At 61.3% G+C, this 22,402-nt stretch carries 19 protein-coding genes; 8 read left to right on the forward strand and 11 right to left on the reverse strand.

Translation table 11 applies throughout. The features are described from left to right. Positions 1-13: 13 nt before the first annotated feature. The 6 genes from NH234_RS28695 to NH234_RS28720 form a co-directional block, all read right to left on the reverse strand. Positions 14-982 carry a CDP-6-deoxy-delta-3,4-glucoseen reductase gene (locus NH234_RS28695; RefSeq protein ID WP_085708962.1) on the reverse strand — a complete coding sequence of 323 codons (969 nt, stop codon included), beginning with the start codon at positions 980-982 and terminating at the stop codon, positions 14-16. Beyond that, positions 982-2,448 carry a 4-hydroxy-3-polyprenylbenzoate decarboxylase gene (ubiD, locus tag NH234_RS28700; RefSeq protein WP_007951823.1) on the reverse strand — a complete coding sequence of 489 codons (1,467 nt, stop codon included), beginning with the start codon at positions 2,446-2,448 and terminating at the stop codon, positions 982-984. The genes NH234_RS28695 and ubiD overlap by 1 nt, the downstream gene beginning before the upstream one ends. A 69-nt stretch (positions 2,449-2,517) precedes the next feature. Continuing rightward, positions 2,518-4,515, reverse strand: coding sequence for an acyltransferase family protein (locus tag NH234_RS28705; protein WP_367255147.1), 1,998 nt, complete (start codon positions 4,513-4,515; stop codon positions 2,518-2,520). Between the two features lie 174 nt (positions 4,516-4,689). Further along, positions 4,690-5,949, reverse strand: a complete 1,260-nt coding sequence (gene rho, locus NH234_RS28710) for a transcription termination factor Rho (protein ID WP_003229334.1) — start codon at positions 5,947-5,949, stop codon at positions 4,690-4,692. A 249-nt stretch (positions 5,950-6,198) separates the two neighbouring features. Next, positions 6,199-6,528 carry a thioredoxin TrxA gene (trxA, locus tag NH234_RS28715; protein ID WP_003206727.1) on the reverse strand — a complete coding sequence of 110 codons (330 nt, stop codon included), beginning with the start codon at positions 6,526-6,528 and terminating at the stop codon, positions 6,199-6,201. A 120-nt stretch (positions 6,529-6,648) separates the two neighbouring features. Beyond that, positions 6,649-7,356 (reverse strand): FadR/GntR family transcriptional regulator, encoded by a 708-nt coding sequence (locus NH234_RS28720; RefSeq protein WP_367255148.1) that lies wholly within the window; start codon positions 7,354-7,356, stop codon positions 6,649-6,651. A 256-nt stretch (positions 7,357-7,612) separates the two neighbouring features. Here NH234_RS28720 and NH234_RS28725 point away from each other — a divergent pair, with 256 nt between their 5' ends. The 5 genes from NH234_RS28725 to ppx all read left to right on the forward strand — a co-directional run bounded on the left by NH234_RS28725 (position 7,613) and on the right by ppx (position 12,078). Beyond that, positions 7,613-8,398, forward strand: coding sequence for a transporter substrate-binding domain-containing protein (locus tag NH234_RS28725; RefSeq protein ID WP_367255149.1), 786 nt, complete (start codon positions 7,613-7,615; stop codon positions 8,396-8,398). 21 nt (positions 8,399-8,419) lie between these two features. After that, the gene (locus NH234_RS28730; RefSeq protein ID WP_085731461.1) at positions 8,420-9,100 is read left to right on the forward strand and encodes an amino acid ABC transporter permease; all 681 of its coding nucleotides are present in this window, start codon (positions 8,420-8,422) and stop codon (positions 9,098-9,100) included. Further along, positions 9,097-9,747, forward strand: a complete 651-nt coding sequence (locus NH234_RS28735) for an amino acid ABC transporter permease (protein ID WP_085731460.1) — start codon at positions 9,097-9,099, stop codon at positions 9,745-9,747. Before NH234_RS28730 ends, NH234_RS28735 begins: the two co-directional genes overlap by 4 nt. Continuing rightward, positions 9,734-10,471, forward strand: coding sequence for an amino acid ABC transporter ATP-binding protein (locus NH234_RS28740; protein WP_367255151.1), 738 nt, complete (start codon positions 9,734-9,736; stop codon positions 10,469-10,471). Before NH234_RS28735 ends, NH234_RS28740 begins: the two co-directional genes overlap by 14 nt. Positions 10,472-10,575: 104 nt before the next feature. Then, positions 10,576-12,078 (forward strand): exopolyphosphatase, encoded by a 1,503-nt coding sequence (ppx, locus tag NH234_RS28745; RefSeq protein ID WP_085731458.1) that lies wholly within the window; start codon positions 10,576-10,578, stop codon positions 12,076-12,078. A gap of 66 nt (positions 12,079-12,144) precedes the next feature. On the opposite strand, the gene ppk1 is transcribed toward ppx, so the two are convergent. Further along, the gene (gene ppk1, locus NH234_RS28750) at positions 12,145-14,370 is read right to left on the reverse strand and encodes a polyphosphate kinase 1 (RefSeq protein WP_085731457.1); all 2,226 of its coding nucleotides are present in this window, start codon (positions 14,368-14,370) and stop codon (positions 12,145-12,147) included. Positions 14,371-14,388: 18 nt separating this feature from the next. Then, positions 14,389-15,402 (reverse strand): porphobilinogen synthase, encoded by a 1,014-nt coding sequence (hemB, locus tag NH234_RS28755; protein WP_085731456.1) that lies wholly within the window; start codon positions 15,400-15,402, stop codon positions 14,389-14,391. Positions 15,403-15,610: 208 nt separating this feature from the next. On the opposite strand from hemB, the gene NH234_RS28760 reads away from it, so the two are divergent. Next, positions 15,611-16,267, forward strand: coding sequence for a DedA family protein (locus NH234_RS28760; RefSeq protein WP_367255154.1), 657 nt, complete (start codon positions 15,611-15,613; stop codon positions 16,265-16,267). Here NH234_RS28760 and NH234_RS28765 read toward each other — a convergent pair. Then, complete coding sequence (locus tag NH234_RS28765) at positions 16,248-17,483, reverse strand: sterol desaturase family protein (RefSeq protein ID WP_085731454.1); 1,236 nt, start codon at positions 17,481-17,483, stop codon at positions 16,248-16,250. The two genes, NH234_RS28760 and NH234_RS28765, sit on opposite strands and share 20 nt — an antisense overlap. Positions 17,484-17,599: 116 nt before the next feature. Between NH234_RS28765 and elbB the strand changes: the two genes are divergently transcribed. Beyond that, complete coding sequence (elbB, locus tag NH234_RS28770; RefSeq protein ID WP_085731453.1) at positions 17,600-18,268, forward strand: isoprenoid biosynthesis glyoxalase ElbB; 669 nt, start codon at positions 17,600-17,602, stop codon at positions 18,266-18,268. A gap of 45 nt (positions 18,269-18,313) precedes the next feature. Here the strand turns inward: elbB and NH234_RS28775 are convergent, their stop codons facing one another. After that, positions 18,314-18,769, reverse strand: a complete 456-nt coding sequence (locus NH234_RS28775; protein WP_367257260.1) for a YaiI/YqxD family protein — start codon at positions 18,767-18,769, stop codon at positions 18,314-18,316. A gap of 4 nt (positions 18,770-18,773) precedes the next feature. Next, entirely contained in the window at positions 18,774-20,669 is a 1,896-nt protein-coding gene (locus NH234_RS28780) for an FTR1 family protein (protein ID WP_367255157.1), read from the reverse strand. Positions 20,670-20,845: 176 nt separating this feature from the next. On the opposite strand from NH234_RS28780, the gene NH234_RS28785 reads away from it, so the two are divergent. Beyond that, positions 20,846-22,246 (forward strand): COG3014 family protein, encoded by a 1,401-nt coding sequence (locus NH234_RS28785; protein WP_367255159.1) that lies wholly within the window; start codon positions 20,846-20,848, stop codon positions 22,244-22,246. The last annotated feature ends 156 nt before the right edge of the window (positions 22,247-22,402 follow it).

A 22,402-nucleotide genomic window follows, 5' to 3' on the forward strand; every position in this document is an offset into this window, starting at 1 on the left:
CAATTCGCGCGGCTCAAGAGCGCGGCGCATACGCAAACACATCGGCGCGCATCTGGTGGGCGTCCATCCCGGCTTCCACCAGCGCATCCAGCGTGCCGTAGACCATCGCCGGCGAGCCGCTGGCGTAGACGTGCAGGGATTTCAGGTCCGGAAAATCCTCACACACGGCTTCATGCAACATCCCGCAGCGCCCTTCCCAGCCGCACTGGTCGCTGACGACCTTGTGCAGGAACAGGTTGGGCAGCTTCAGCCATTCGTCCCAATGCTCGATTTCATAGAAATCTTCCGGACGACGCACGCCCCAGTACAAATGCACCGGATGCTTGAAGCCGTTGGCCCGGCAATGTTCGATCAGGCTGTGAATCTGGCCCATGCCAGTGCCGGCGGCAATCAGCACCAGCGGCCCGTCCGGCAACTCCGCGAGATGGGTGTCGCCGAACGGCAGTTCGACCCGCACCATCGAATTGCGCTGCAGTTGCTCGATCAGGCTCAGGGCACTGGCCTCGCGCGCCAGGACATGGATTTCCAGGTCTCGCCCGCCGTGGGGCGCCGAGGCCATGGAAAAGGCTGACTTCTCGCCGCTCTCGCGCTCGATCATCAGGTACTGACCTGCGTGATAACGCGGCGGCTTGCCGGCCGGCGCCCGCAGGCGCACGCGCCAGGTATCGCCACCGACGTCCCGGCATTCGATGACCTGACACGACAGGCTGCGCACCGGCAGTTCTCCCAGCGCAAGCACGCCATCCCACAGCAGGATGCAGTCTTCCAGCGGCTGCGCTATGCAAGTGTAGAACTCGCCGTGGTCATGCACCTTGCCGGCCTGTTCGACCCGGCCTTCCACCAGCAGCGCTGCGCACACGTGACAATTGCCGTTGCGGCAGCTTTGCGGGCATTCGTAGCCCAGGCGCCGCGCACCATCGAGAATCCGCTCTCCGGGCCGTATCTCAAGCACCGCTCCGGAGGGCTGCAGGGTTACACGCATCAATCTATTCCTAACTGATTCCAGATGGCATCGATCCGTTGGGTGACGGCATCATCCTTGACGATGACGCGGCCCCACTCGCGAGTGGTTTCGCCCGGCCATTTGTGGGTGGCATCCAGGCCCATTTTCGAGCCAAGTCCCGACACCGGCGAGGCGAAGTCGAGGTAGTCGATCGGCGTGTTGTCGATCATCACCGTGTCGCGCTTGGGGTCCATGCGCGTGGTGATGGCCCAGATCACGTCGTTCCAGTCCCGCGCGTTGATATCGTCGTCGGTGACGATAACGAACTTGGTGTACATGAACTGTCGCAAAAACGACCAGACACCCAGCATCACGCGCTTGGCGTGGCCCGGATACGACTTCTTCATCGTCACCACGGCCATGCGGTACGAGCAGCCTTCCGGCGGCAGGTAGAAGTCGGTGATCTCCGGGAACTGCTTCTGCAGGATCGGCACGAACACTTCGTTCAGCGCCACACCGAGAATCGCCGGCTCATCCGGTGGACGGCCGGTGTAGGTGCTGTGGTAGATCGGCTTGATCCGGTGAGTGATGCGCTCGACGGTGAACACCGGGAAGCTGTCGACTTCGTTGTAGTAACCGGTGTGGTCGCCGTACGGGCCTTCATCGGCCATTTCTCCCGGATGGATCACGCCTTCGAGGATGATTTCGGCAGTGGCCGGCACTTGCAGGTCGTTGCCACGGCACTTCACCAACTCCGTGCGACTGTCGCGCAGCAGACCGGCGAAAGCGTATTCGGAGAGGCTGTCCGGCACCGGGGTGACCGCGCCAAGAATGGTAGCCGGATCCGCGCCGAGGGCCACGGACACCGGGAACGGCTGGCCCGGATGCTTCTCGCACCACTCACGGAAATCCAGCGCGCCGCCACGGTGACTGAGCCAGCGCATGATGACCTTGTTGCGGCCGATCACCTGCTGACGGTAGATGCCGAGGTTCTGCCGATCCTTGTTCGGGCCTTTGGTGACGGTCAGGCCCCAGGTGATCAGCGGCGCCACGTCGCCCGGCCAGCAGGTCTGCACCGGCAGCATCGCCAGGTCGACGTCATCGCCTTCGATGACCACTTCCTGGCACGGTGCGTCTTTGACGACTTTCGGCGCCATCGCGATGATCTTGCGGAAGATAGGCAGCTTCGACCACGCGTCCTTCAAGCCCTTCGGTGGCTCCGGTTCCTTGAGGAACGCCAGCAGCTTGCCGATCTCGCGCAGTTCGCTGACCGATTCGGCGCCCATGCCCATGGCAACCCGCTCGGGGGTGCCGAACAGGTTGCCGAGCACCGGAATGTCATAGCCGGTCGGTTTCTCGAACAGCAGCGCCGGGCCCTTGGCCCGCAGTGTGCGGTCGCACACTTCGGTCATTTCCAGCACCGGCGAAACGGGAATCTGGATGCGTTTCAACTCTCCGCGCTGCTCAAGCTGCTGCACGAAATCCCGAAGATCCTTGAATTTCATTGACGATGGCACCCTCAAAATAGGCGTACATCCTACCTGCTATGCCGGTCGCTGGCAGCCCGTCACTGCTTACTTGGCTGCATTCACCTGACCTTTCGCGAGTTTTTTCCCGGCTTGCAGACCGACAAACAACGGTTCAAGGATCGGTGCCACGAAACGGGCGCCGACTTCTGAAAGGTGATTGTCATCGGTGTAAAGGGAATAACCATCAAGCTCCGTGCGGCACAGACCACTTTCATCACACAGCCGTGGCGCCGGGTCGACCACCCGTACCGCCGGGTCTCTTGCCAATTGAGCGAACAACTGGCTGATGAATGCCTGACGCTTGTAATGCTCGCCAACGGCCAGACCAACACCTTCCACCGGATGATTGAGCATCGCCAGACGCGTGAGGCGATAAGGCGGACTGAACGCCTGCAACGGCACCTCTTTCACCAGCCAGACGCGATGCCCACCGGCGCGCAGTTGCGCAATCCGTGCACGCAAACCATCGGCCAGACGCTGTTCGGCAGCGGCGCGATCGTATTTCCCGTCAGTCGTTCTGAGCACATGGCCAAGGTCACCTTTGGCATCGCCATACAGATAGAGGCTCCAGCGCGCGACCAGCACCACATCGCTGACACGTTGCGCACTCAAGCTTTGCTCGATCCGTCGATTGAAACGCGCACAGACACCGTCATGCTCCAGCCCGTCAACCGGGATGCAGCCGGGAGAGCTGGCGAGGATCACGCTGACCCCGTGGGCTTTCGCGCCATCATCGAATACCGGAATCAGCGCCGTGGCGTGACTGTCACCCCAGACCATCGCCTGGGTTGGCAGGTTTTCCACACCGTAATGACAGAACAGCTTGTCGTCCGGGGTTTTGTCGTCCGCCAGGCATGCCATCAACTCCGGACGCCACTCGCGCCCCTTCGCATATTGCAGCGCCTGATCGGACAGGCGCCACGGCAAGCCATCGGTCCAGCGCAGGGACTGCCCGGCCAGACCGAGCACCAGAATGCCGCAGAAACCGGCCAGCAGAACCTGCCGGCGCCCACCGAGCAGGCGACGTTCACGAAATGGCGTCTCGACAAACCTCCATGACAGATAACCCAGTACCAGCGTCAACAGGATCAAACCCGCAATGTCCAGCGCGCCCGGTTCCTCGACGCTGGCGTAGCTGGAAAACACGAACACCGGCCAGTGCCACAAGTACCAGGAGTAAGAAATCAGGCCGAGGCCGACCATCACCCTACTGCTCAGGAGTCGGCCAATCAGCGTCTCTCGATGACCGTTGGCCAGAATCAGCGCCACCACACCCAACACGGGTAGCAGCGCGGTGACACCGGGGAACGGCGTGCTTTTGTCGTACGCGAACACTGCCAGCAGGATCAGCCCCATGCCGAGCAGGCTCAACCACTGCGCGGCCATCGGCTTGAGCCGCCACGAATGCCGGGGTGCCACAGCGAGCATCGCCCCGGCCAACAGCTCCCATGCCCGCATCGGCAACAGGAAGAAGGCTTTTTCCGGGTGATGATTGACCGCCCACACGCTCAGCCCGAAGGACAACAGCAACACGCCGAACAATGCCAGTCGCCAGTGTTTCAGGCGGCTCGAGAGCAAGGTCAGCAGTAGCGGGAAGATAATGTAGAACTGTTCCTCCACCGCCAGCGACCAGGTGTGCAGCAGCGGTTTGAGATCAGAGGCAACGTCGAAATAGCCATCCTGGCGCATGAACAGGATGTTCGAGACAAAGGTCACTTGATAGCGCACCGAGCGTCCGAGCTCTTCGTAATCCCTGGGCGCCAGCAGGAACCAGCCCACCGCCAGCACCGCGATGATCATCGCAAACAGCGCCGGCAGGATCCGCCGGGCACGCCGGGCCCAGAACTCGACGAAGCTGAAACGCCCGGCCTGGCGCTGGTTCCAGATGATCGAGGTGATCAGGTAACCGGAAATCACGAAAAACACGTCCACGCCGACAAATCCGCCGGTGAACCCCGGGACGCCAAAATGAAACAGCACCACGGCAATCACTGCGACTGCGCGCAAGCCGTCGATATCCCTTCGGTAAGCGAGTGTGCTCATAAATCCTGAATGCCAATCATGTGGTTATTTTTTGTACAGCCTCGGACGCTGCCTGTTGTTTTGCCAACTCACTGACCTTACCAGATCGCAAACCTCCCATCGTTCGGACAAAAAACAGGCAAAAAAATGGCGCCCCCCTGGGGGGACGCCACTTTTCGGACTCAACCGACGATGTTACTTGCGCTTCATCGACAGGAAGAACTCGTCGTTGGTCTTGGTCGTTTTCAGCTTGTCGACCAGGAACTCGATGGCAGCCACTTCGTCCATCGGGTGCAGCAGCTTGCGCAGGATCCACATGCGCTGCAGTTCGTCGTCGGCCGTCAGCAACTCTTCGCGGCGGGTGCCGGAACGGTTGATGTTGATGGCCGGGAACACACGCTTCTCGGCGATCTTGCGATCCAGAGGCAGCTCCATGTTGCCGGTACCCTTGAACTCTTCGTAGATCACTTCGTCCATCTTCGAGCCGGTTTCAACCAGCGCGGTGGCGATAATGGTCAGCGAGCCGCCTTCTTCGATGTTACGCGCGGCACCGAAGAAACGCTTCGGCTTCTCCAGGGCGTGGGCATCGACACCACCGGTCAGCACCTTGCCGGAGCTCGGGATCACGGTGTTGTAGGCCCGGGCCAGACGGGTGATGGAGTCGAGCAGGATCACTACGTCCTTTTTGTGTTCGACCAGACGCTTGGCCTTCTCGATCACCATTTCAGCCACTTGCACGTGACGGGTCGGCGGCTCGTCGAAGGTCGAGGCAACCACTTCGCCGCGCACGGTGCGCTGCATTTCGGTCACTTCTTCCGGACGTTCGTCGATCAACAGCACGATCAGGTGAACTTCGGGGTTGTTTCGCGCAATATTCGCGGCGATGTTCTGCAGCATGATTGTCTTGCCCGCTTTCGGCGGAGCAACGATCAGACCACGCTGGCCTTTACCGATCGGGGCGCACAGGTCGATCACACGACCGGTCAGGTCTTCGGTGGAACCGTTGCCGGCTTCCATCTTCATGCGCACGGTCGGGAACAGCGGGGTCAGGTTCTCGAAGAGAATCTTGTTCTTCGCATTCTCTGGGCGATCGAAGTTGATCGTGTCGACCTTGAGCAGGGCGAAATAACGCTCGCCTTCCTTCGGCGGCCGGATCTTGCCAACGATGGTGTCACCGGTGCGCAGGTTGAAACGGCGGATCTGGCTCGGCGAGACGTAGATGTCGTCAGGGCCGGCGAGGTAGGAAGCGTCAGCGGAGCGCAGGAAGCCGAAGCCGTCCTGGAGAATCTCCAGCACGCCATCACCGGAGATTTCCTCACCGCTTTTCGCGTGCTTTTTCAGCAGGGAGAAAATCACGTCCTGCTTGCGCGAACGGGCCATATTTTCTATGCCCATCTGTTCGGCCAATTCGAGCAGTTCGGTAATCGGCTTTTGCTTGAGTTCAGTCAGATTCATATAGGAATGACGTAATCATTTATGGAGGGGGGAAATTAAGCTTTTGGCTTAATGAGGCCGCGCCGCGGAGAAGGCGACAGGATCGCGTACTTGTTCGAAAAGGAGTGCGTCGGCGACGGCTAGCAGGGGGCAGTGGAGAAACCAGTGCGGGGCCGAATGTACCACCTGAATTTCGGAGCGTCTAGCCCTGAATACGCAAAAAGCCCCGCGATTTGCGGGGCTTTTTGAGGACAATCTTTACTGCGACGCTTAGATGTTGGCGTCGAGGAAAGCAGCCAGTTGCGACTTCGACAGAGCGCCGACCTTGGTCGCTTCCACGTTGCCGTTCTTGAACAGCATCAGGGTCGGGATACCACGTACGCCGTGCTTGGCCGGGGTTTCCTGGTTCTCGTCGATGTTCAGTTTGGCAACGGTCAGCTTGCCTTTGTAAGTCTCTGCAATCTCGTCCAGAACCGGAGCGATCATTTTGCAAGGGCCGCACCATTCAGCCCAGTAGTCGACCAGGACAGCGCCTTCGGCCTTGAGTACGTCGGCTTCGAAGCTAGCGTCGCTAACGTGTTTGATCAGATCGCTGCTCATGGAATTCTCCAGGTTGTAAGCAAAAAAACGTGGCCCATCATAGCCGCCCTTCCCTTGTTCAGGAAGCCGCAGATGATTGAGTCTTGCTATGGCACTCGATGAGTTTGGGTATAGCTCAAGTCACGCGCTGGCGGGGGCGATGAAGGCAATTCCGGTGCGAAGTGCCGCGTTGCGCACGTGCTCCTGCATGGCTTTCTGCGCGGCAGCGGAAGCCCGGCGCGCAAGGGCGCGGAGGATCTTGCGGTGTTCCTGCCAGGTTTCCATGGCCCGTTCGGCGCGGATGAACGGTAGTTTCTGGCTCTCCAGAAAGATGTCGGCGCTGGCGGTGAGGATGCTCAGCATCGGCTGATTGCCGCTGGCCCGCAGGATTCGACGGTGAAATTCGAAATCCAGTTTTGCTGCTGCTTCAAAGTCACCGGCGCGCAGTTGCTCACGCATGGCGGCCACATTGTCTTCCAGTTCGTCCAGGTCAAACGTGCTCAGCGTCACTGCCGCCAACCCGGCCGCGAACCCTTCCAGCGCATAGCGCAACTGGAAGATCTCCAGCGGCGAGGCCTGCGCTGCAAACGGCCAGGCCGGTGCGCCCTCCCCGCGCGGCAGCTCCACCGGTGCCTGCACGAACACGCCTTTGCCCGGCTGAATACTGACCAACCCCAGCGCACTCAAGGACGACAACGCCTCGCGCAACGACGCCCGGCTGACCCCCAGTTGCACCGCCAGATCTCGCTGCGACGGCAGTGCATCACCGGGACCGAAACCCTGCTCGGTAATCAGTTTGCGGATCGCTTGCAGCGCCACTTCGGGTACGGCGCGGGAGATCGAGTTCATGGTTTTCCAGTCGGACCAGGCCAAGGTGCGGCCAGTTGTAAAGCTATTCGAGGCGTCAGGCAAGTCATGCCCCAGCGGGGTTCGACGGCGCACGCCGATGCGCTATCGCAGTGCGAAATCCAACCGCACTGTTCAGACCAGTAAGACCGAGAGAACCCGCTAAACCCGTGGCTTTGCGCAGCCAAACCGCTGTCTTGGCACGGCCCGTGCTCTGTCCGATCGCAGAATTCACTTCCCGCCGATCCGGAGATTGTCCATGACGAAGCGTTACAGCGCCCTCCTCGCCGCCCTGTTTGCCGGTCTGATGCTCAGCCAGGTCCCCGCCCATGCCGACGGTCTGGACGACGTAGTCAAACGCGGCACCTTGAAAGTCGCGGTACCTCAGGACTTCCCGCCCTTCGGTTCGGTCGGCCCGGACATGAAGCCGCGCGGCCTGGACATCGATACTGCGAAACTGCTGGCCGACCAGCTCAAGGTCAAACTCGAACTGACCCCGGTCAACAGTACCAACCGCATCCCGTTCCTCACCACCGGCAAGGTCGATCTGGTGATCTCCAGCCTCGGCAAGAACCCCGAACGCGAGAAAGTCATCGATTTCTCCCGCGCTTATGCACCGTTCTATCTCGCCGTGTTCGGGCCGCCGGATGCAGCCGTCAGCACCCTGGACGACCTCAAGGGCAAGACCATCAGCGTCACTCGTGGCGCCATCGAAGACATCGAGCTGACCAAGGTCGCTCCCGAAGGCGTGACCATCAAGCGCTTCGAAGACAACAACTCGACCATCGCCGCCTACCTCGCAGGGCAAGTCGATCTGATCGCCAGCGGCAACGTGGTGATGGTCGCAATCAGCGAAAAGAGCCCGAAGCGCGTACCGGCGCTGAAGGTGAAGCTCAAGGATTCGCCGGTCTACGTCGGCGTGAACAAGAACGAGCCGGCGCTGCTGGGCAAGGTCAACGAGATCCTCACCACCGCCAAGGCTGACGGCGCGCTGGAAAAGAACGCGCAGACCTGGCTCAAAGAGCCGCTGCCGGCCGACCTCTGACCGGCGCTGCGGGAGACTTTCATGGCCTATCAGTTCGATTTCTTGCCGGTGGTGGAAAACACCGACCTGCTGCTCCGCGGGGCGTTGTTCACCCTTGAGCTGACGGCCATCGGTGCGCTGTTCGGGGTTGGCGTGGGCATCGCCGGGGCGCTGGTGCGGGCGTGGAACATCCGCCCGTTTTCGACGATCTTCGGTGTCTACGTCGAGTTGATCCGCAACACGCCGTTCCTGGTGCAACTGTTTTTCATCTTTTTCGGCCTGCCGTCCCTCGGCGTGCAGATTTCCGAGTGGCAGGCCGCAGTGCTGGCGATGGTGATCAACCTCGGCGCGTACTCGACCGAGATCATCCGCGCCGGTATCCAGGCGATTCCGCGCGGGCAGCTGGAAGCCGCAGCCGCATTGGCGATGAGTCGTTTTGAAGCGTTCCGGCACGTGGTGCTGTTGCCGGCGCTGGGCAAGGTCTGGCCGGCCCTGAGCAGCCAGATCATCATCGTCATGCTCGGTTCGGCGGTGTGTTCGCAGATCGCCACCGAAGAGTTGAGCTTCGCCGCCAACTTCATTCAATCGCGTAACTTCCGCGCCTTTGAAACCTACGCCCTGACTACCCTCATTTATCTGTGCATGGCGCTGCTGATCCGTCAGTTGCTGAACTGGCTCGGCCGGCGCTACCTGTCGAAAAGCAGCGCAAGGAGCAGCCGATGAGCGATTTCACGTTCTGGGACATCCTGCGCAACCTGCTCACCGGCCTGCAATGGACGCTGGCGTTGTCGCTGGTGGCATTCATCGGCGGCGGGATCGTCGGGTTGCTGATCCTGATCATGCGTATCTCGAAAAACCCGCTGCCCAGCAGTATCGCCCGCACCTGGATCGAACTGTTCCAGGGCACCCCGCTGTTGATGCAGCTGTTTCTGGTGTTCTTCGGCGTGGCGCTGGCCGGGGTCGAGATTTCGCCGTGGATGGCGGCGGCGATTGCCCTGACGCTGTTCACCAGCGCCTATCTGGCGGAGATCTGGCGTGGATGCGTCGAGGCAATTCCCAATGGCCAGTGGGAAGCTTCGTCGAGCCTGGCGCTCAATCCGCTTGAGCAACTGCGCTACGTGATCCTGCCGCAAGCGCTGCGCATCGCCGTGGCGCCGACCGTGGGCTTCTCGGTGCAAGTGATCAAGGGCACCGCGGTGACCTCAATCATCGGCTTCACCGAACTGACCAAGACCGGCGGCATGCTCGCCAACGCCACCTTCGAACCGTTCATGGTCTACGGCCTCGTTGCCCTGGGCTACTTCCTGCTCTGCTACCCCCTGTCCCTCAGTGCGCGCTACCTGGAAAGGAGACTGCATGCCTCTGCTTAGAATTTCCGCCCTGCATAAATACTACGGCGATCACCACGTGCTCAAAGGCATCGACCTGAGTGTCGAGGAAGGCCAAGTGGTGGCGATCATCGGCCGTAGCGGCTCGGGAAAATCCACCCTGTTGCGCACCCTCAACGGCCTGGAGTCGATCAACGACGGCGTGATCGAAGTCGACGGCGAATACCTCGACGCGGCCCGCGCCGACCTGCGCAGCCTGCGGCAGAAAGTCGGAATGGTGTTTCAGCAGTTCAACCTGTTCCCGCACCTGACGGTGGGCGAAAACGTGATGCTCGCACCTCAAGTGGTGCAGAAAATGCCCAAGGCCAAAGCTGCGGAACTGGCGCGGCAGATGCTGGAGCGCGTCGGCCTGGGTGAAAAGTTCGATGCCTTCCCGGAGCGCCTCTCGGGCGGCCAGCAACAACGCGTGGCGATTGCCCGGGCGCTGGCGATGTCGCCCAAGGTACTGCTGTGCGACGAGATCACCTCGGCGCTGGACCCGGAACTGGTCAACGAAGTCCTGAGCGTGGTCCGACAACTGGCCAAAGAAGGCATGACGCTGATCATGGTCACCCACGAAATGCGCTTCGCACGGGAGGTTGGGGATAAACTGGTGTTCATGCACCAGGGCAAGGTGCATGAGGTGGGCGACCCGAAGGTGCTGTTTGCCGATCCGCAGACGCCGGAGCTGGCGAATTTCATCGGAACCGTGGAAGTCGCAGGCTGAAAGCAGGCCGTCAGTGCGCTAAATCAAGGGTTTGAACCGTGCGCGTTGGCGGCAGCGTTTGATCGTGGCACGATGTCGGGGTTATCGACCGAGACCCCCTGACCATGCCCCAATCCCAAGCCAAGAATCTGTCCCTGATCGCCGCGATCGACCTGGGCTCCAACAGCTTCCATATGGTCGTGGCCAAGGCCCAGAACGGCGAAATCCGTATTCTCGAACGGCTCGGGGAAAAGGTTCAGCTGGCCGCCGGCATCGACGATGAGCGTCAGCTCAACGAAGAATCCATGCAGCGCGGGCTCGACTGCCTCAAGCGCTTTGCCCAACTGATCAACGGCATGCCGCTGGGCGCTGTGCGGATCGTCGGTACCAACGCCCTGCGTGAGGCGCGCAACCGTGGCGAATTCATCCGCCGCGCCGAAGAAATCCTCGGCCACCCGGTGGAAGTCATCTCCGGCCGTGAAGAAGCGCGTCTGATCTACCTCGGCGTGTCCCACACCCTCGCCGACACTCCGGGCAAACGCCTGGTCGCCGACATCGGCGGTGGCAGTACCGAATTCATCATCGGGCAACGATTCGAGCCATTGTTGCGCGAAAGCCTGCAAATGGGCTGCGTGAGCTTCACCCAGCGCTATTTCAAGGACGGCAAGATCACCCCGGCACGCTACGCCCAGGCTTACACGGCGGCGCGGCTGGAGATCATGAGCATCGAACACGCCCTGCACCGTCTGACCTGGGATGAAGCCATCGGCTCCTCGGGCACCATCCGTGCCATCGGCTTGGCACTGAAGGCCGGCGGACACGGCACCGGCGAAGTGAACGCCGAAGGCCTGGCGTGGCTCAAGCGTCGCCTGTTCAAGCTGGGCGATGTCGACAAGATCGATTTCGAAGGGATCAAACCGGATCGCCGCGCGATCTTCCCCGCAGGTTTAGCGATTCTTGAAGCGATCTTCGACGCCCTCGAACTGCAACGTATGGATCACTGCGAAGGCGCGCTGCGTGAAGGCGTGCTCTACGACCTGCTTGGCCGCCATCATCACGAAGACGTGCGCGAACGCACCCTGACCTCGCTCATGGAGCGCTACCACGTCGACCTGGAACAAGCCGCGCGGGTCGAGCGCAAAGCCCTGCACGCCTTCGATCAGGTCGCCGTGGACTGGGAGCTGGACGACGGTATCTGGCGCGAACTGCTGGGCTGGGCGGCGAAAGTGCACGAAGTCGGGCTCGACATCGCTCACTACCACTACCACAAGCACGGCGCCTACCTGATCGAGCACTCGGACCTCGCCGGGTTCTCCCGCGAAGACCAGCAAATGCTCGCCCTGCTGGTGCGCGGCCACCGCCGCAACATCCCCAAGGACAAGTTCGCCGAGTTCGGCGACGACGGCGACAAGCTGATCCGCCTGTGCGTGCTGCTGCGCTTCGCGATCCTGTTCCATCACATTCGCGGCACCCAGACCATGCCGCAAGTGGCGCTGCATGCCAACGGCAACAACCTCGACGTGGAATTCCCGGAGAACTGGCTGGATGAAAATCAGCTGACCCAGGCGGACTTCGCGCTTGAGGCCGAGTGGCTGACACGGGTGGGCATCGTCCTGACCGTGCACTGAATAACCGACAGGCACAAAAAAGGCGATCCGGATGGATCGCCTTTTTTATTGCGCCGAAATCTTCAGTCAACTGCTGACCGGCAGAATCGGGCTGCCCAACCGCTCCAGTAACGTCGCCTGCGCACTGCGCGGGTTCTGGTTGCCGGTCGGCGTGTTGCGGATGTAGCGGCCATCCGACTGCAGGCTCCAGCTGTGGGTGTTGTCGGTCAGGTACAGCTCCAGCTCTTTCTTGACCCGGGTCAGCAGCTTCTTGCCTTCCACCGGGAAGCAAGTCTCGACGCGCTTGTCGAGGTTGCGCTCCATCCAGTCGGCACTGGACAGGAACATCTGCTCCTCGCCGCCATTGAGGAAGTAGAAAACCCGGGTGTGTTCAAGGAAGCGACCGATGATCGAGCGCACGTGGATGTTGTGCGAAACCCCGGCGATGCCCGGACGCAGGCAGCACATGCCGCGCACCACCAGATCGATGCGCACACCGGACTGGCTGGCCTTGTACAGCGCGCGGATGATCTTCGGATCGGTCAGCGAGTTGAACTTGGCGATGATGTGCGCAGGCTTGCCGTCGAGCGCGAATTGCGTCTCGCGCAGGATCATGTCGAGCATGCCCTTCTTCAGGGTGAACGGCGCGTGCAGCAGCTTCTTCATGCGCAGCGTCTTGCCCATGCCGATCAACTGGCTGAACAGTTTGCCGACGTCTTCGCACAAGGCGTCGTCGGAGGTCAGCAGGCTGTAGTCGGTGTACAGACGGGCGTTGCCGGCGTGGTAGTTACCGGTGCCGAGGTGCGCGTAACGCACGATCTCGCCAGCCTCGCGGCGCAGGATCAGCATCATCTTGGCGTGGGTCTTGAAGCCGACCACGCCGTAGATCACCACCGCACCGGCCGCTTGCAGACGGCTGGCCAGTTGCAGGTTGGATTCTTCGTCGAAGCGCGCCCGCAGCTCGATGACCGCCGTCACTTCCTTGCCGTTACGCGCGGCATCTACCAGCGCATCGACGATTTCCGAGTTGGCGCCGGAACGGTACAGGGTCTGGCGCACGGCAAGAACGTGCGGGTCTTTCGCGGCCTGGCGCAGCAGGTCGACCACCGGGGTGAACGACTCGAACGGGTGCAGCAGCAGAATGTCCTGCTTGCTGATCACGCTGAAAATATTCTCGCTGTTTTGCAGCAATTTCGGAATCTGCGGCGTGAACGGCGTGTATTGCAGCTCCGGATGGCTGTCCAGACCGGTGATGCTGAACAGACGCGTCAGGTTGACCGGACCGTTGACCTGATACAGCTCGGTCTCGCTCAGGTTGAACTGCTTGAGCAGGTAATCCGACAGATGTTTCGGGCAGGTGTCGGCGACTTCCAGGCGCACGGCGTCGCCGTAACGACGGGAGAACAACTCGCCACGCAGGGCGCGGGCCAAGTCTTCGACGTCTTCGGAATCGAGCGCAAGGTCGGCGTTCCGGGTCAGACGGAACTGGTAACAGCCCTTTACCTTCATGCCCTGGAACAGGTCATCGGCGTGAGCGTGAATCATTGACGACAGGAACACATAGTTGTCGCCAGGGCCGCCGACTTCTTCCGGCACCTTGATGATCCGTGGCAGCAGACGCGGCGCCGGGATGATCGCCAGACCGGAGTCGCGACCGAAGGCGTCGATACCTTCGAGCTCGACGATGAAGTTCAGGCTCTTGTTCACCAGCAACGGGAACGGGTGCGTCGGGTCGAGGCCGATCGGCGTAATGATCGGCGCGATCTCGTCGCGAAAATAACGGCGCACCCAGGTCTTGAGCTTGGTGGTCCAGTAGCGGCGACGGATAAAGCGGATCTGGTGCTTTTCCAGCTCGGGCAGCAGGATGTCGTTGAGGATCGCGTACTGGCGGTCGACGTGACCGTGCACCAGTTCGCTGATCCGCGCCAATGCCTGATGCGGTTGCAGGCCGTCGGCGCCGGCCTGTTCACGAGCGAAAGTGATCTGCTTCTTGAGGCCAGCGACGCGGATCTCGAAGAATTCGTCGAGGTTGCTGGAGAAGATCAGCAGGAACTTCAGCCGCTCCAGCAACGGGTAGGACTCGTCCAGCGCCTGTTCCAGCACGCGGATGTTGAACTGCAGTTGCGACAATTCCCGGTGGATATACAGGCTGCTGTCATCCAGACCGGGAATCGCGATCACCGGAGCCGCCGCTGCGGGCTCTGACGCCGGCGCGGGTGGCGCAGGCTCGAGTTCCGGCGGGGTTTCGGTAATCTGCTCGACCACGGGTTGAGCTTCTTTTACGGCAACTTCACTGAGTCCTTCGGTATTCATCGAATGTTCCTGGGAGGGCTATTTCTGCTCTCGTAACAATTGAGCGGCGCGGACAGCAAAGTAAGTCAGGATGCCATCAGCGCCGGCACGTTTAAAGGCGGTCAGGGATTCGAGGATCACGCCTTCGCTCAACCAGCCATTCTGGATCGCCGCCATGTGCATGGCGTATTCGCCGCTAACCTGATAGACGAACGTCGGCACTTTGAAGGCATCTTTTACCCGGAACAAAATATCCAGGTAAGGCATGCCGGGTTTGACCATGACCATGTCCGCGCCTTCAGACAGGTCCGCGCCCACTTCGTGCAACGCTTCGTCACTGTTGGCCGGGTCCATCTGGTAGGAAGCCTTGTTCGCCTTGCCCAGGTTCGCGGCTGAACCCACGGCATCGCGGAACGGGCCGTAATAGGCGCTGGCGTACTTGGCCGAGTAGGCCATGATCCGCACGTTGACGTAACCGGCCAGCTCCAGCGCCTCACGGATCGCCTGGATGCGGCCGTCCATCATGTCCGACGGGGCCACCACCTGGGCGCCAGCGGCGGCGTGGGACAACGCCTGCTTGACCAGTGCATCGACGGTGATGTCGTTCTGCACATAACCTTCTTCGTCGAGAATGCCGTCCTGACCATGAGTGGTGAACGGATCCAGGGCGACGTCGGTGATCACGCCCAGCTCCGGGAAGCGGTCACGCAGGGCGCGGGTGGCGCGCTGGGCGATACCTTCGGGATTCCAGGCTTCGGCGGCATCGAGGGATTTGAGTTCAGGTGGCGTGACCGGGAACAGCGCCAGCGCCGGAATCCCCAGTTCAACCCATTTCGTCGCTTCTTCAAGCAGCAGGTCGATGGTCAGACGCTCGACACCCGGCATCGAGGCCACGGCTTCGCGGCGGTTTTCACCGTCGAGCACGAACACCGGCAGGATCAGGTCATCGACCGTCAACACGTTCTCACGCACCAGGCGCCGGGAAAAATCATCACGACGATTGCGACGCAGGCGGGTGGCGGGGAACAGGCGGTTGGCTGGGGTAAAGCTCACGGCAGACTCCTGAGCCCGCGCAGACGGGCGAGTGTGGCAGTTATAAGCGGCCATTATGACGGTCGTATTACAGTTATGTGCACCCCCGTGACATGTAGCCGCAATCCATTGTCGTTGTAGGAAATGTTAACGTCGAGACACATTTCGACACTTTCCTGAATGTGTCCGAAGGGTTAGGCTGCGCGTTCATTTCGCCAGCACCCAGACAATGCTCCAACAATTTCTGCATGACTTCGGCTACTTTGCCCTGTTTCTCGGCACGTTCTTCGAAGGCGAAACCATCCTGGTGCTCGCGGGCTTCCTCGCGTTCCGTGGTTACATGGACATCAATCTGGTGGTGGTCGTGGCGTTCTTCGGCAGCTATGCCGGCGATCAGCTGTGGTACTTCCTGGGCCGCAAGCACGGGCGCAAGTTGCTGGCGCGCAAACCGCGCTGGCAAATGATGGGCGACCGCGCGCTGGAGCATATCCGCAAGCACCCGGACATCTGGGTCCTGAGCTTCCGCTTCGTTTACGGCCTGCGCACGGTGATGCCGGTGGCGATCGGTCTGTCGGGCTACCCGCCGGGACGCTATCTGCTGCTGAATGGCATTGGCGCTGCGATCTGGGCCGCCGCCCTGGCTGCGGCCGCGTACCACTTCGGTGCGGTGCTCGAAGGCATGCTGGGCAGCATCAAGAAGTATGAACTGTGGGTACTTGGCGCGCTGCTGGTACTGGGCGTCGGTCTTTGGCTGCGCCGCCGGTTCAAGAATGCCTGGCTGGCCAGGAAGGTCTACGAAGACGAGCAGGCCGAACAACTGGCCAAGGCTGAACGGCATAAAGCCGAACAGGCCAAATCCGCCGAACCTAAGACGCCAGCCGAGTAAACCGCTGGCGGCAGTAATACAGCCCGATGCCACTGAACAGGCTGTAACCGAGCAGGCCGGCCCAGACCCCGGGGCTGGCCGGCCAAAGCCCGACCTGCGGCGCCAGCCACACCAGCGGCACGTTCGCCGCCAACCGCAGTACCTCCAACTTCCCCGCCCAAGGGCGATTCTCCAGGGCCACGCCCAACACAAACAAACCAAACGCCACCGCGCCCCAGCCCAGCACCAGGGCGCCGGTCGACAGGCTGCGCTCCAGGTTCATCAGGTAACTGCCCAGCGCAACGTACACGCCGAATTGCAGCAGCACGTACCACTGCTGTCGGGCGCCCAGCGGCACTTCGAATTTGCGGAACCGGCTCAAGTCCGGCTTGTGCATCGGGTACTTCGCCGCCACGTCCGCCGGGCGCCATCCTGTACGCATGAACCAGATCCGGATCCTGTCCCACATACGCTCGGCCCGGCGCGCGTCATCCCACAGCTGCGCGTAAAACTGCACGTTGGCCCACAACGGATTCCAGCTCGCCAGCGGTGTGGTCACGCCGAAAATCACCGGTTCGTTGTCGTCCTCTTCCTGGAACGAGCCGAACAGGCGATCCCAAATAATGAACACCCCGCCGTAGTTGCGATCCATGTAGAGAGCGTTCTGCGCATGGTGGGCCCGATGATTGGACGGCGTGACGAAGATCCATTCGAACCAGCCGAGCTTGGGAATGTGCTTTGTATGCACCCAGAACTGATACAGCAGGTTCATCGCCGCGACACTGACGAACACCAGCAGCGGCACACCGAGCACGGCCATCGGCAGGTAAAAGATCCAGCCCAGCAGAAACCCTGTGCTGGTCTGGCGCAAGGCGGTGGAAAGGTTGTAGTCCTCGCTCTGGTGATGCACCGAATGCGCCGCCCAGAGAATGTTCCGCTCGTGCCCCATGCGGTGCAGCCAGTAGTAGCAGAAGTCGTAGAGGACGAAAGCGAAGCCCCATGCCCAGACACTGTCCGCCGGCAACCTGAGCAGCGCCAGATGCTCCAGGGCAAAGCCGTAGGTCACCAGCCCCACGCCTTTGGTCAGCAGGCCGGTGGTGGTCGACAACACCCCGGTGCTGATGCTGTTCACCGCATCGGCCAGGCGATAGTTGCTCACCCCGCGCCAACGGTCGGCGATCAGCTCGGCCGCAATCAATACGAAGAAAAACGGCACCGCATACAGAATGAAGTTCATGACGCGCCCTGATCGAGATCCGTGTGCACAGATCCTAGGTGTAGCCACGGCTTGGCCCTATGGCAACGAACGACAAATTAGTGGACATTTAGCGCCATGAATCTGGAGAGAAACCCATGAGCAAAAAAGTTGCAGTGATCCTGTCCGGTTGCGGCGTGTACGACGGCGCCGAGATCCACGAAAGCGTCATCACCCTGCTTCGCCTCGACCAGCGCGGCGCCCAGGTGCAGTGCTTCGCCCCGGACATCGCGCAATTGCATGTGATCAACCACCTCACCGGCAAGGAAATGCCCGAGTCGCGCAACGTGCTGGTGGAGTCGGCGCGCATCGCCCGGGGCAACGTCAAGGATGTCCGTGAAGCCGATGTCGATGATTTCGATGCGCTGATCGTGCCTGGCGGTTTTGGTGCAGCGAAGAACCTGTCGAACTTCGCCGTCGACGGCGCGGGCTGCTGCGTTCAGCCGGACGTGCTGGCGCTGACCGAGGCGTTTGCCGAAGCGGGCAAACCGGTGGGCCTGATGTGCATCTCGCCGGCACTGGCCGCCAAGATCTACGGCCCGGGCGTGACCTGCACCATCGGTAATGACGCGGAGACGGCCAAGGCCATCGGCAAGATGGGCGCAACCCACGAAGACTGCGCGGTGACCGACATCATCGAAGACAAGGCGCGCAAACTGGTGACCACCCCGGCCTACATGCTGGCGCAGTCGATCAGTGAAGCGGCTTCGGGGATCAACAAATTGGTGGATCGCGTGCTTGAGCTGACCCACGAAAACGACGCCTGACCCGCGACAATGATCATTCCCACGCGCTGCGTGGGAATGATTGACTCAGGACTGGCGCGCCAGCCGCGTCAGGATCCGGTCCAGCGCATTGGCGAACGCCTGCTTCTCCCGGTCACCGAACGGCGCCGGGCCGCCGCTGACCTGGCCCTGCTCTCGCAGGTCGGTGAACAGATTGCGAGTCGCCAGCCGTTCACCCATGTTCTGCGCGTCGAACTCCTTGCCTCGCGGGTCGAGCGCTGCCACGCCCTTCTTCACCAGCCGGTCGGCCAGCGGGATATCACTGCAGATCACCAGCTCGCCCGGCACCGCGTGTTCCACCAGATAATCATCCGCCGCATCCGGGCCACTCGGCACCACGATCAGCTTGACGATCGACAGTGCCGGCTTGCTCTGCGGCTGCCCCGCCACCAGCACCACCTCGAAGCGGCGCTTGAGGGCGAATTTGACCACCAGCTCCTTGGCCATCTTCGGGCAGGCGTCGGCATCGATCCATACGCGCATCATCTCAGGCCGCCACTCGGCGCTTTTCCGCCACCCGGCTGCGGCCGTACAGCACGATGATCGCTGCAATCGCCACGGCCTGCGCCGTCAGCGAGTAGGCGTCGGCGTGAATCCCCAGCCATTCGAAATCGAAGAACGCCACCGGCCGGGTGCCGAAGATCCCGGCTTCCTGCAACGCCTTCACACCATGACCGGCAAACACCACCGACAGCGCACACAGCAACCCCGCATTGATGCTGAAGAACAGCGCCAGCGGCAGTTTCGCCGAGCCGCGCAGGATCACCCACGCCAGACCGAACAGCAGCACCAGCGCTGTCGCACCACCCGCCAACACCGCGTTGTGCCCGGCGGGACCGGCCTGCAGCCACAGGGTTTCGTAGAACAGGATCACTTCGAACAATTCGCGGTACACCGAGAAGAACGCCAGGATCGCGAAGCCGAAACGCCCGCCACCACCGACCAGGCTCTGCTTGATGTAATCCTGCCAGGCTGCCGCGTGCCGGCGGTCATGCATCCAAACCCCGAGCCACAGCACCATGACACTGGCGAACAACGCCGTGGCGCCTTCCAGCAATTCCCGCTGGGAGCCGCTGACATCGATCACGTACGCCGCCAGCGCCCAGGTACCGAGACCGGCCAACAGCGCCAGGCCCCAGCCGACGTTGACGCTGCGCACCGCCGATTGCTGACCGGTATTGCGCAGGAACGCGAGGATCGCCGCCAGTACCAGAATCGCTTCCAGGCCTTCACGCAGCAGAATCAACAGACCGGAGATGTAACTCAGCGACCAGCTCAGTCCGTCACTGCCCAGCAGGCCAGCGGATTCCTTGAGTTTGGCCTTGGCCGCGTCAAGACGCTGCTCAGCCTGCTCCACCGGCAAGCCGTCCTGCAGCGATTGCCGATAGGCCATCAGGGATTTTTCAGTGTCCTTGCGCACGTTGGCATCGACGTTATCCAGCGAGCTTTCAACCAGTTCGAAACCTTCCAGATACGCTGCAACGGACAAGTCATAAGCCTGATCACGCTCGCCTGCGCGGTAAGCGGCAAGGCTCTTGTCCAGGGTCGCGGCGGTGTAGTCGAGCAACTGCGCCGGGCCACGCTTGACCTGCGGCGGCTGCGCTCGCTGTACACGGAAGATCGCGGCGGCGTCAGCACCTTCGGCGGCCTGCACTTCGGCCGGGGTCTGGCGGGCCAGGTCGGCGATGTTGTAGGTCTTGTCGGATTTGGCCGTGGCCGGATCGGCGCTGAACTGTGCGATGTAGGTCGCCAGATCCCAGCGCTGACGGTCGTCCAGTTGATCGGCGAAGGCTGGCATGTCGGTGCCTTCGACGCCCTGGCCGAGGGTGTTGTAGATCGCGTAGAGGCTCAGATGATCCAGACGTTTGGCATCACGCAGATTGGCCGGCGCAGGCTCCATGCCGACACCCGCGGGGCCATCGCCGGCCCCGTTGGTGCCATGACATACCGAGCAGTGCTGGGTATAGAGCGGCGCACCACGGGTCGGGTCCGGGGTGATAATCGGCGCCTGGCTGACTTCATAGGCCACCGCCAGTTTCGCTCCCAGTTGCCGGGCCTGACGCGCGACGTCCGCGCCGTCCTGCTTCGCGGTGATGGCGGCCAGCAGAGCGTTGATGCCCTGCTCCAGACCGACCTTCTCCGGTTTGGCCGGCATACCGGCAATCAAGCCTTGCAGCGCGCGGGTGAACTCCAGTTGTTCACGGTATTCGGCATCGTCGATGACCTTGCCGGCCTCTACCGTCGGCGGGTAGTCGGCGCTGATGTAATCGAGCAGGTGCAGCGCTTGCGGCGCGCCTTCCACGGTATCGGCCAGCAGATTGAAGCTGCTCAGGGCAAACAACGGGAACACCAGCCAGGCCAGGAATCGGGACGAGGCAGTCATGAATGGGTCTCAATTGGAAATGCGAAGTAACACATTGTTCACGCCGATGAAGGCTGACTCAAGCTTTCTCGTTGGCCGCATCGTAATTACGCGCATTGTGCTGCAGCAAATAGCCATCACTCGCTTCTATACTGCGTCGCCTCTCACCCCTTTCGATTAAGGAAAATCTCGTGGTCATGCGCCATTGTCTGCTGTTTCCCTTGCTGTTAAGCGCGGTCCTGCAATTGAGCGGTTGCGGGGCCTACCGCAATTACGACCTGGAACTGCAACAGACAACCGAACAGTTGAAAGCGGGCAACACCGACGGTGCGCTGGCCCTGATCGAGGCGCATAACCCGGATGAAGAGAAAGACCTGCTTTATTACTTCGAGAAAGGCGCGGTACTCAGCGCTGCCGGCGAGTTGCCGCAAAGTCAGGTTGCCTGGCGCAGCGCCGAACAGATGGTGATTCAGCGCCAGGACGCCATTGAAACCACTGGCGACAAGCTGCTTTCCGCCCTGGGCAATCAATGGGGCAGCATCATCAACGATAAGATTCGTCGCTACGATGGTTACGACTATGAAAAGGTCATGCTGACCACGCAAATGGCCCTCAATCAGTTAGCCGTGAACGACTTCGACGGTGCTCGTGCGGACATCAAGAAGACCCACGAGCGCGAAACACTGATCGCCCGGCAACGAGAGCTCGAATACGAGCGTGTTGAAAACGCCGCCAAGGACCAGGGCGCCCGTGTGCATTACAAGGACCTGCAATGTTACCCGGTGGTCATGCTGGATGCGCCTGCAGTCATCGCTCTGAAGAACGGCTATCAAAGTGCGTTCAGCCACTATCTGGCCGGCTTCACTTATGAAGCCCTGGGTGAAAAGGATCTGGCTGCACCGGGTTATCGTCAGGCCATAGAACTGCGCCCTGACATGCCGTTCTTCCAACAGGCCTTGCGTGACCTCGACAGCCCCGGGCTCAAGGCCGGCGAAAGCGACGTGCTGATCATCGTGCAAAGCGGGCTGGCACCGGCTCGCAGCTCGGTGCGTGTGCCGTATCCGGTGAAGCTTGAGGACGGTCAAGTGATCGTCGCCAATGTATCGTTTCCGGTAATGGTGCCCGACACCTCCACCCAGCCTTTCAATCAGATAAGCCTCGACGGCCGCCAAAAGAAGCTGATCACGGTCAACAACATCACCGACATGTCCCTGCGCACCCTGCGTGACGACATGCCCGGGATCATTCAGCGCACCACGTATCGAGCGTTCCTCGCCGCAGACGTCCAAGGCACCGACAATCGGCGCAACCCGGCGAAGGCGTCCTATGTAACCCATTACGATGGATTCGAGCACGCAGACACCCGCACCTGGCGCACCCTGCCCAACCTCACACAATTGCTGCGCCTGCGTCTGAAGAAAGGCGAGCACTTGATCAGCCTGCCCACCGCTCCCAGTGTCGCACCGCTGAAAATCCGTATCGATCAGGATCGCCAGATCATCGGCCTGCGTGCCCTGGGCGACCGAATCTATGCCAACGGCAGTGCTTTCCAGGCGCCCGTTTCAGTGGAAAGCCGCGCGGTATCCGGTCTGAAATAAGTAATGGCATCTAACTAACCGGTGCAATTAAAAAGCTATTACATAGCCAGCATCGCCCGCTTATAATGCCGCGCCCTCGTTATCGCGATGCGGCATTAAAGCTCCTCTGTTTATGAGGAATTGGCAGGAGGCCATCGCCACTGCCGATCGGTCCCA

This window comes from Pseudomonas sp. stari2, from assembly GCF_040760005.1.
Taxonomy (GTDB): Bacteria; Pseudomonadota; Gammaproteobacteria; order Pseudomonadales; family Pseudomonadaceae; genus Aquipseudomonas.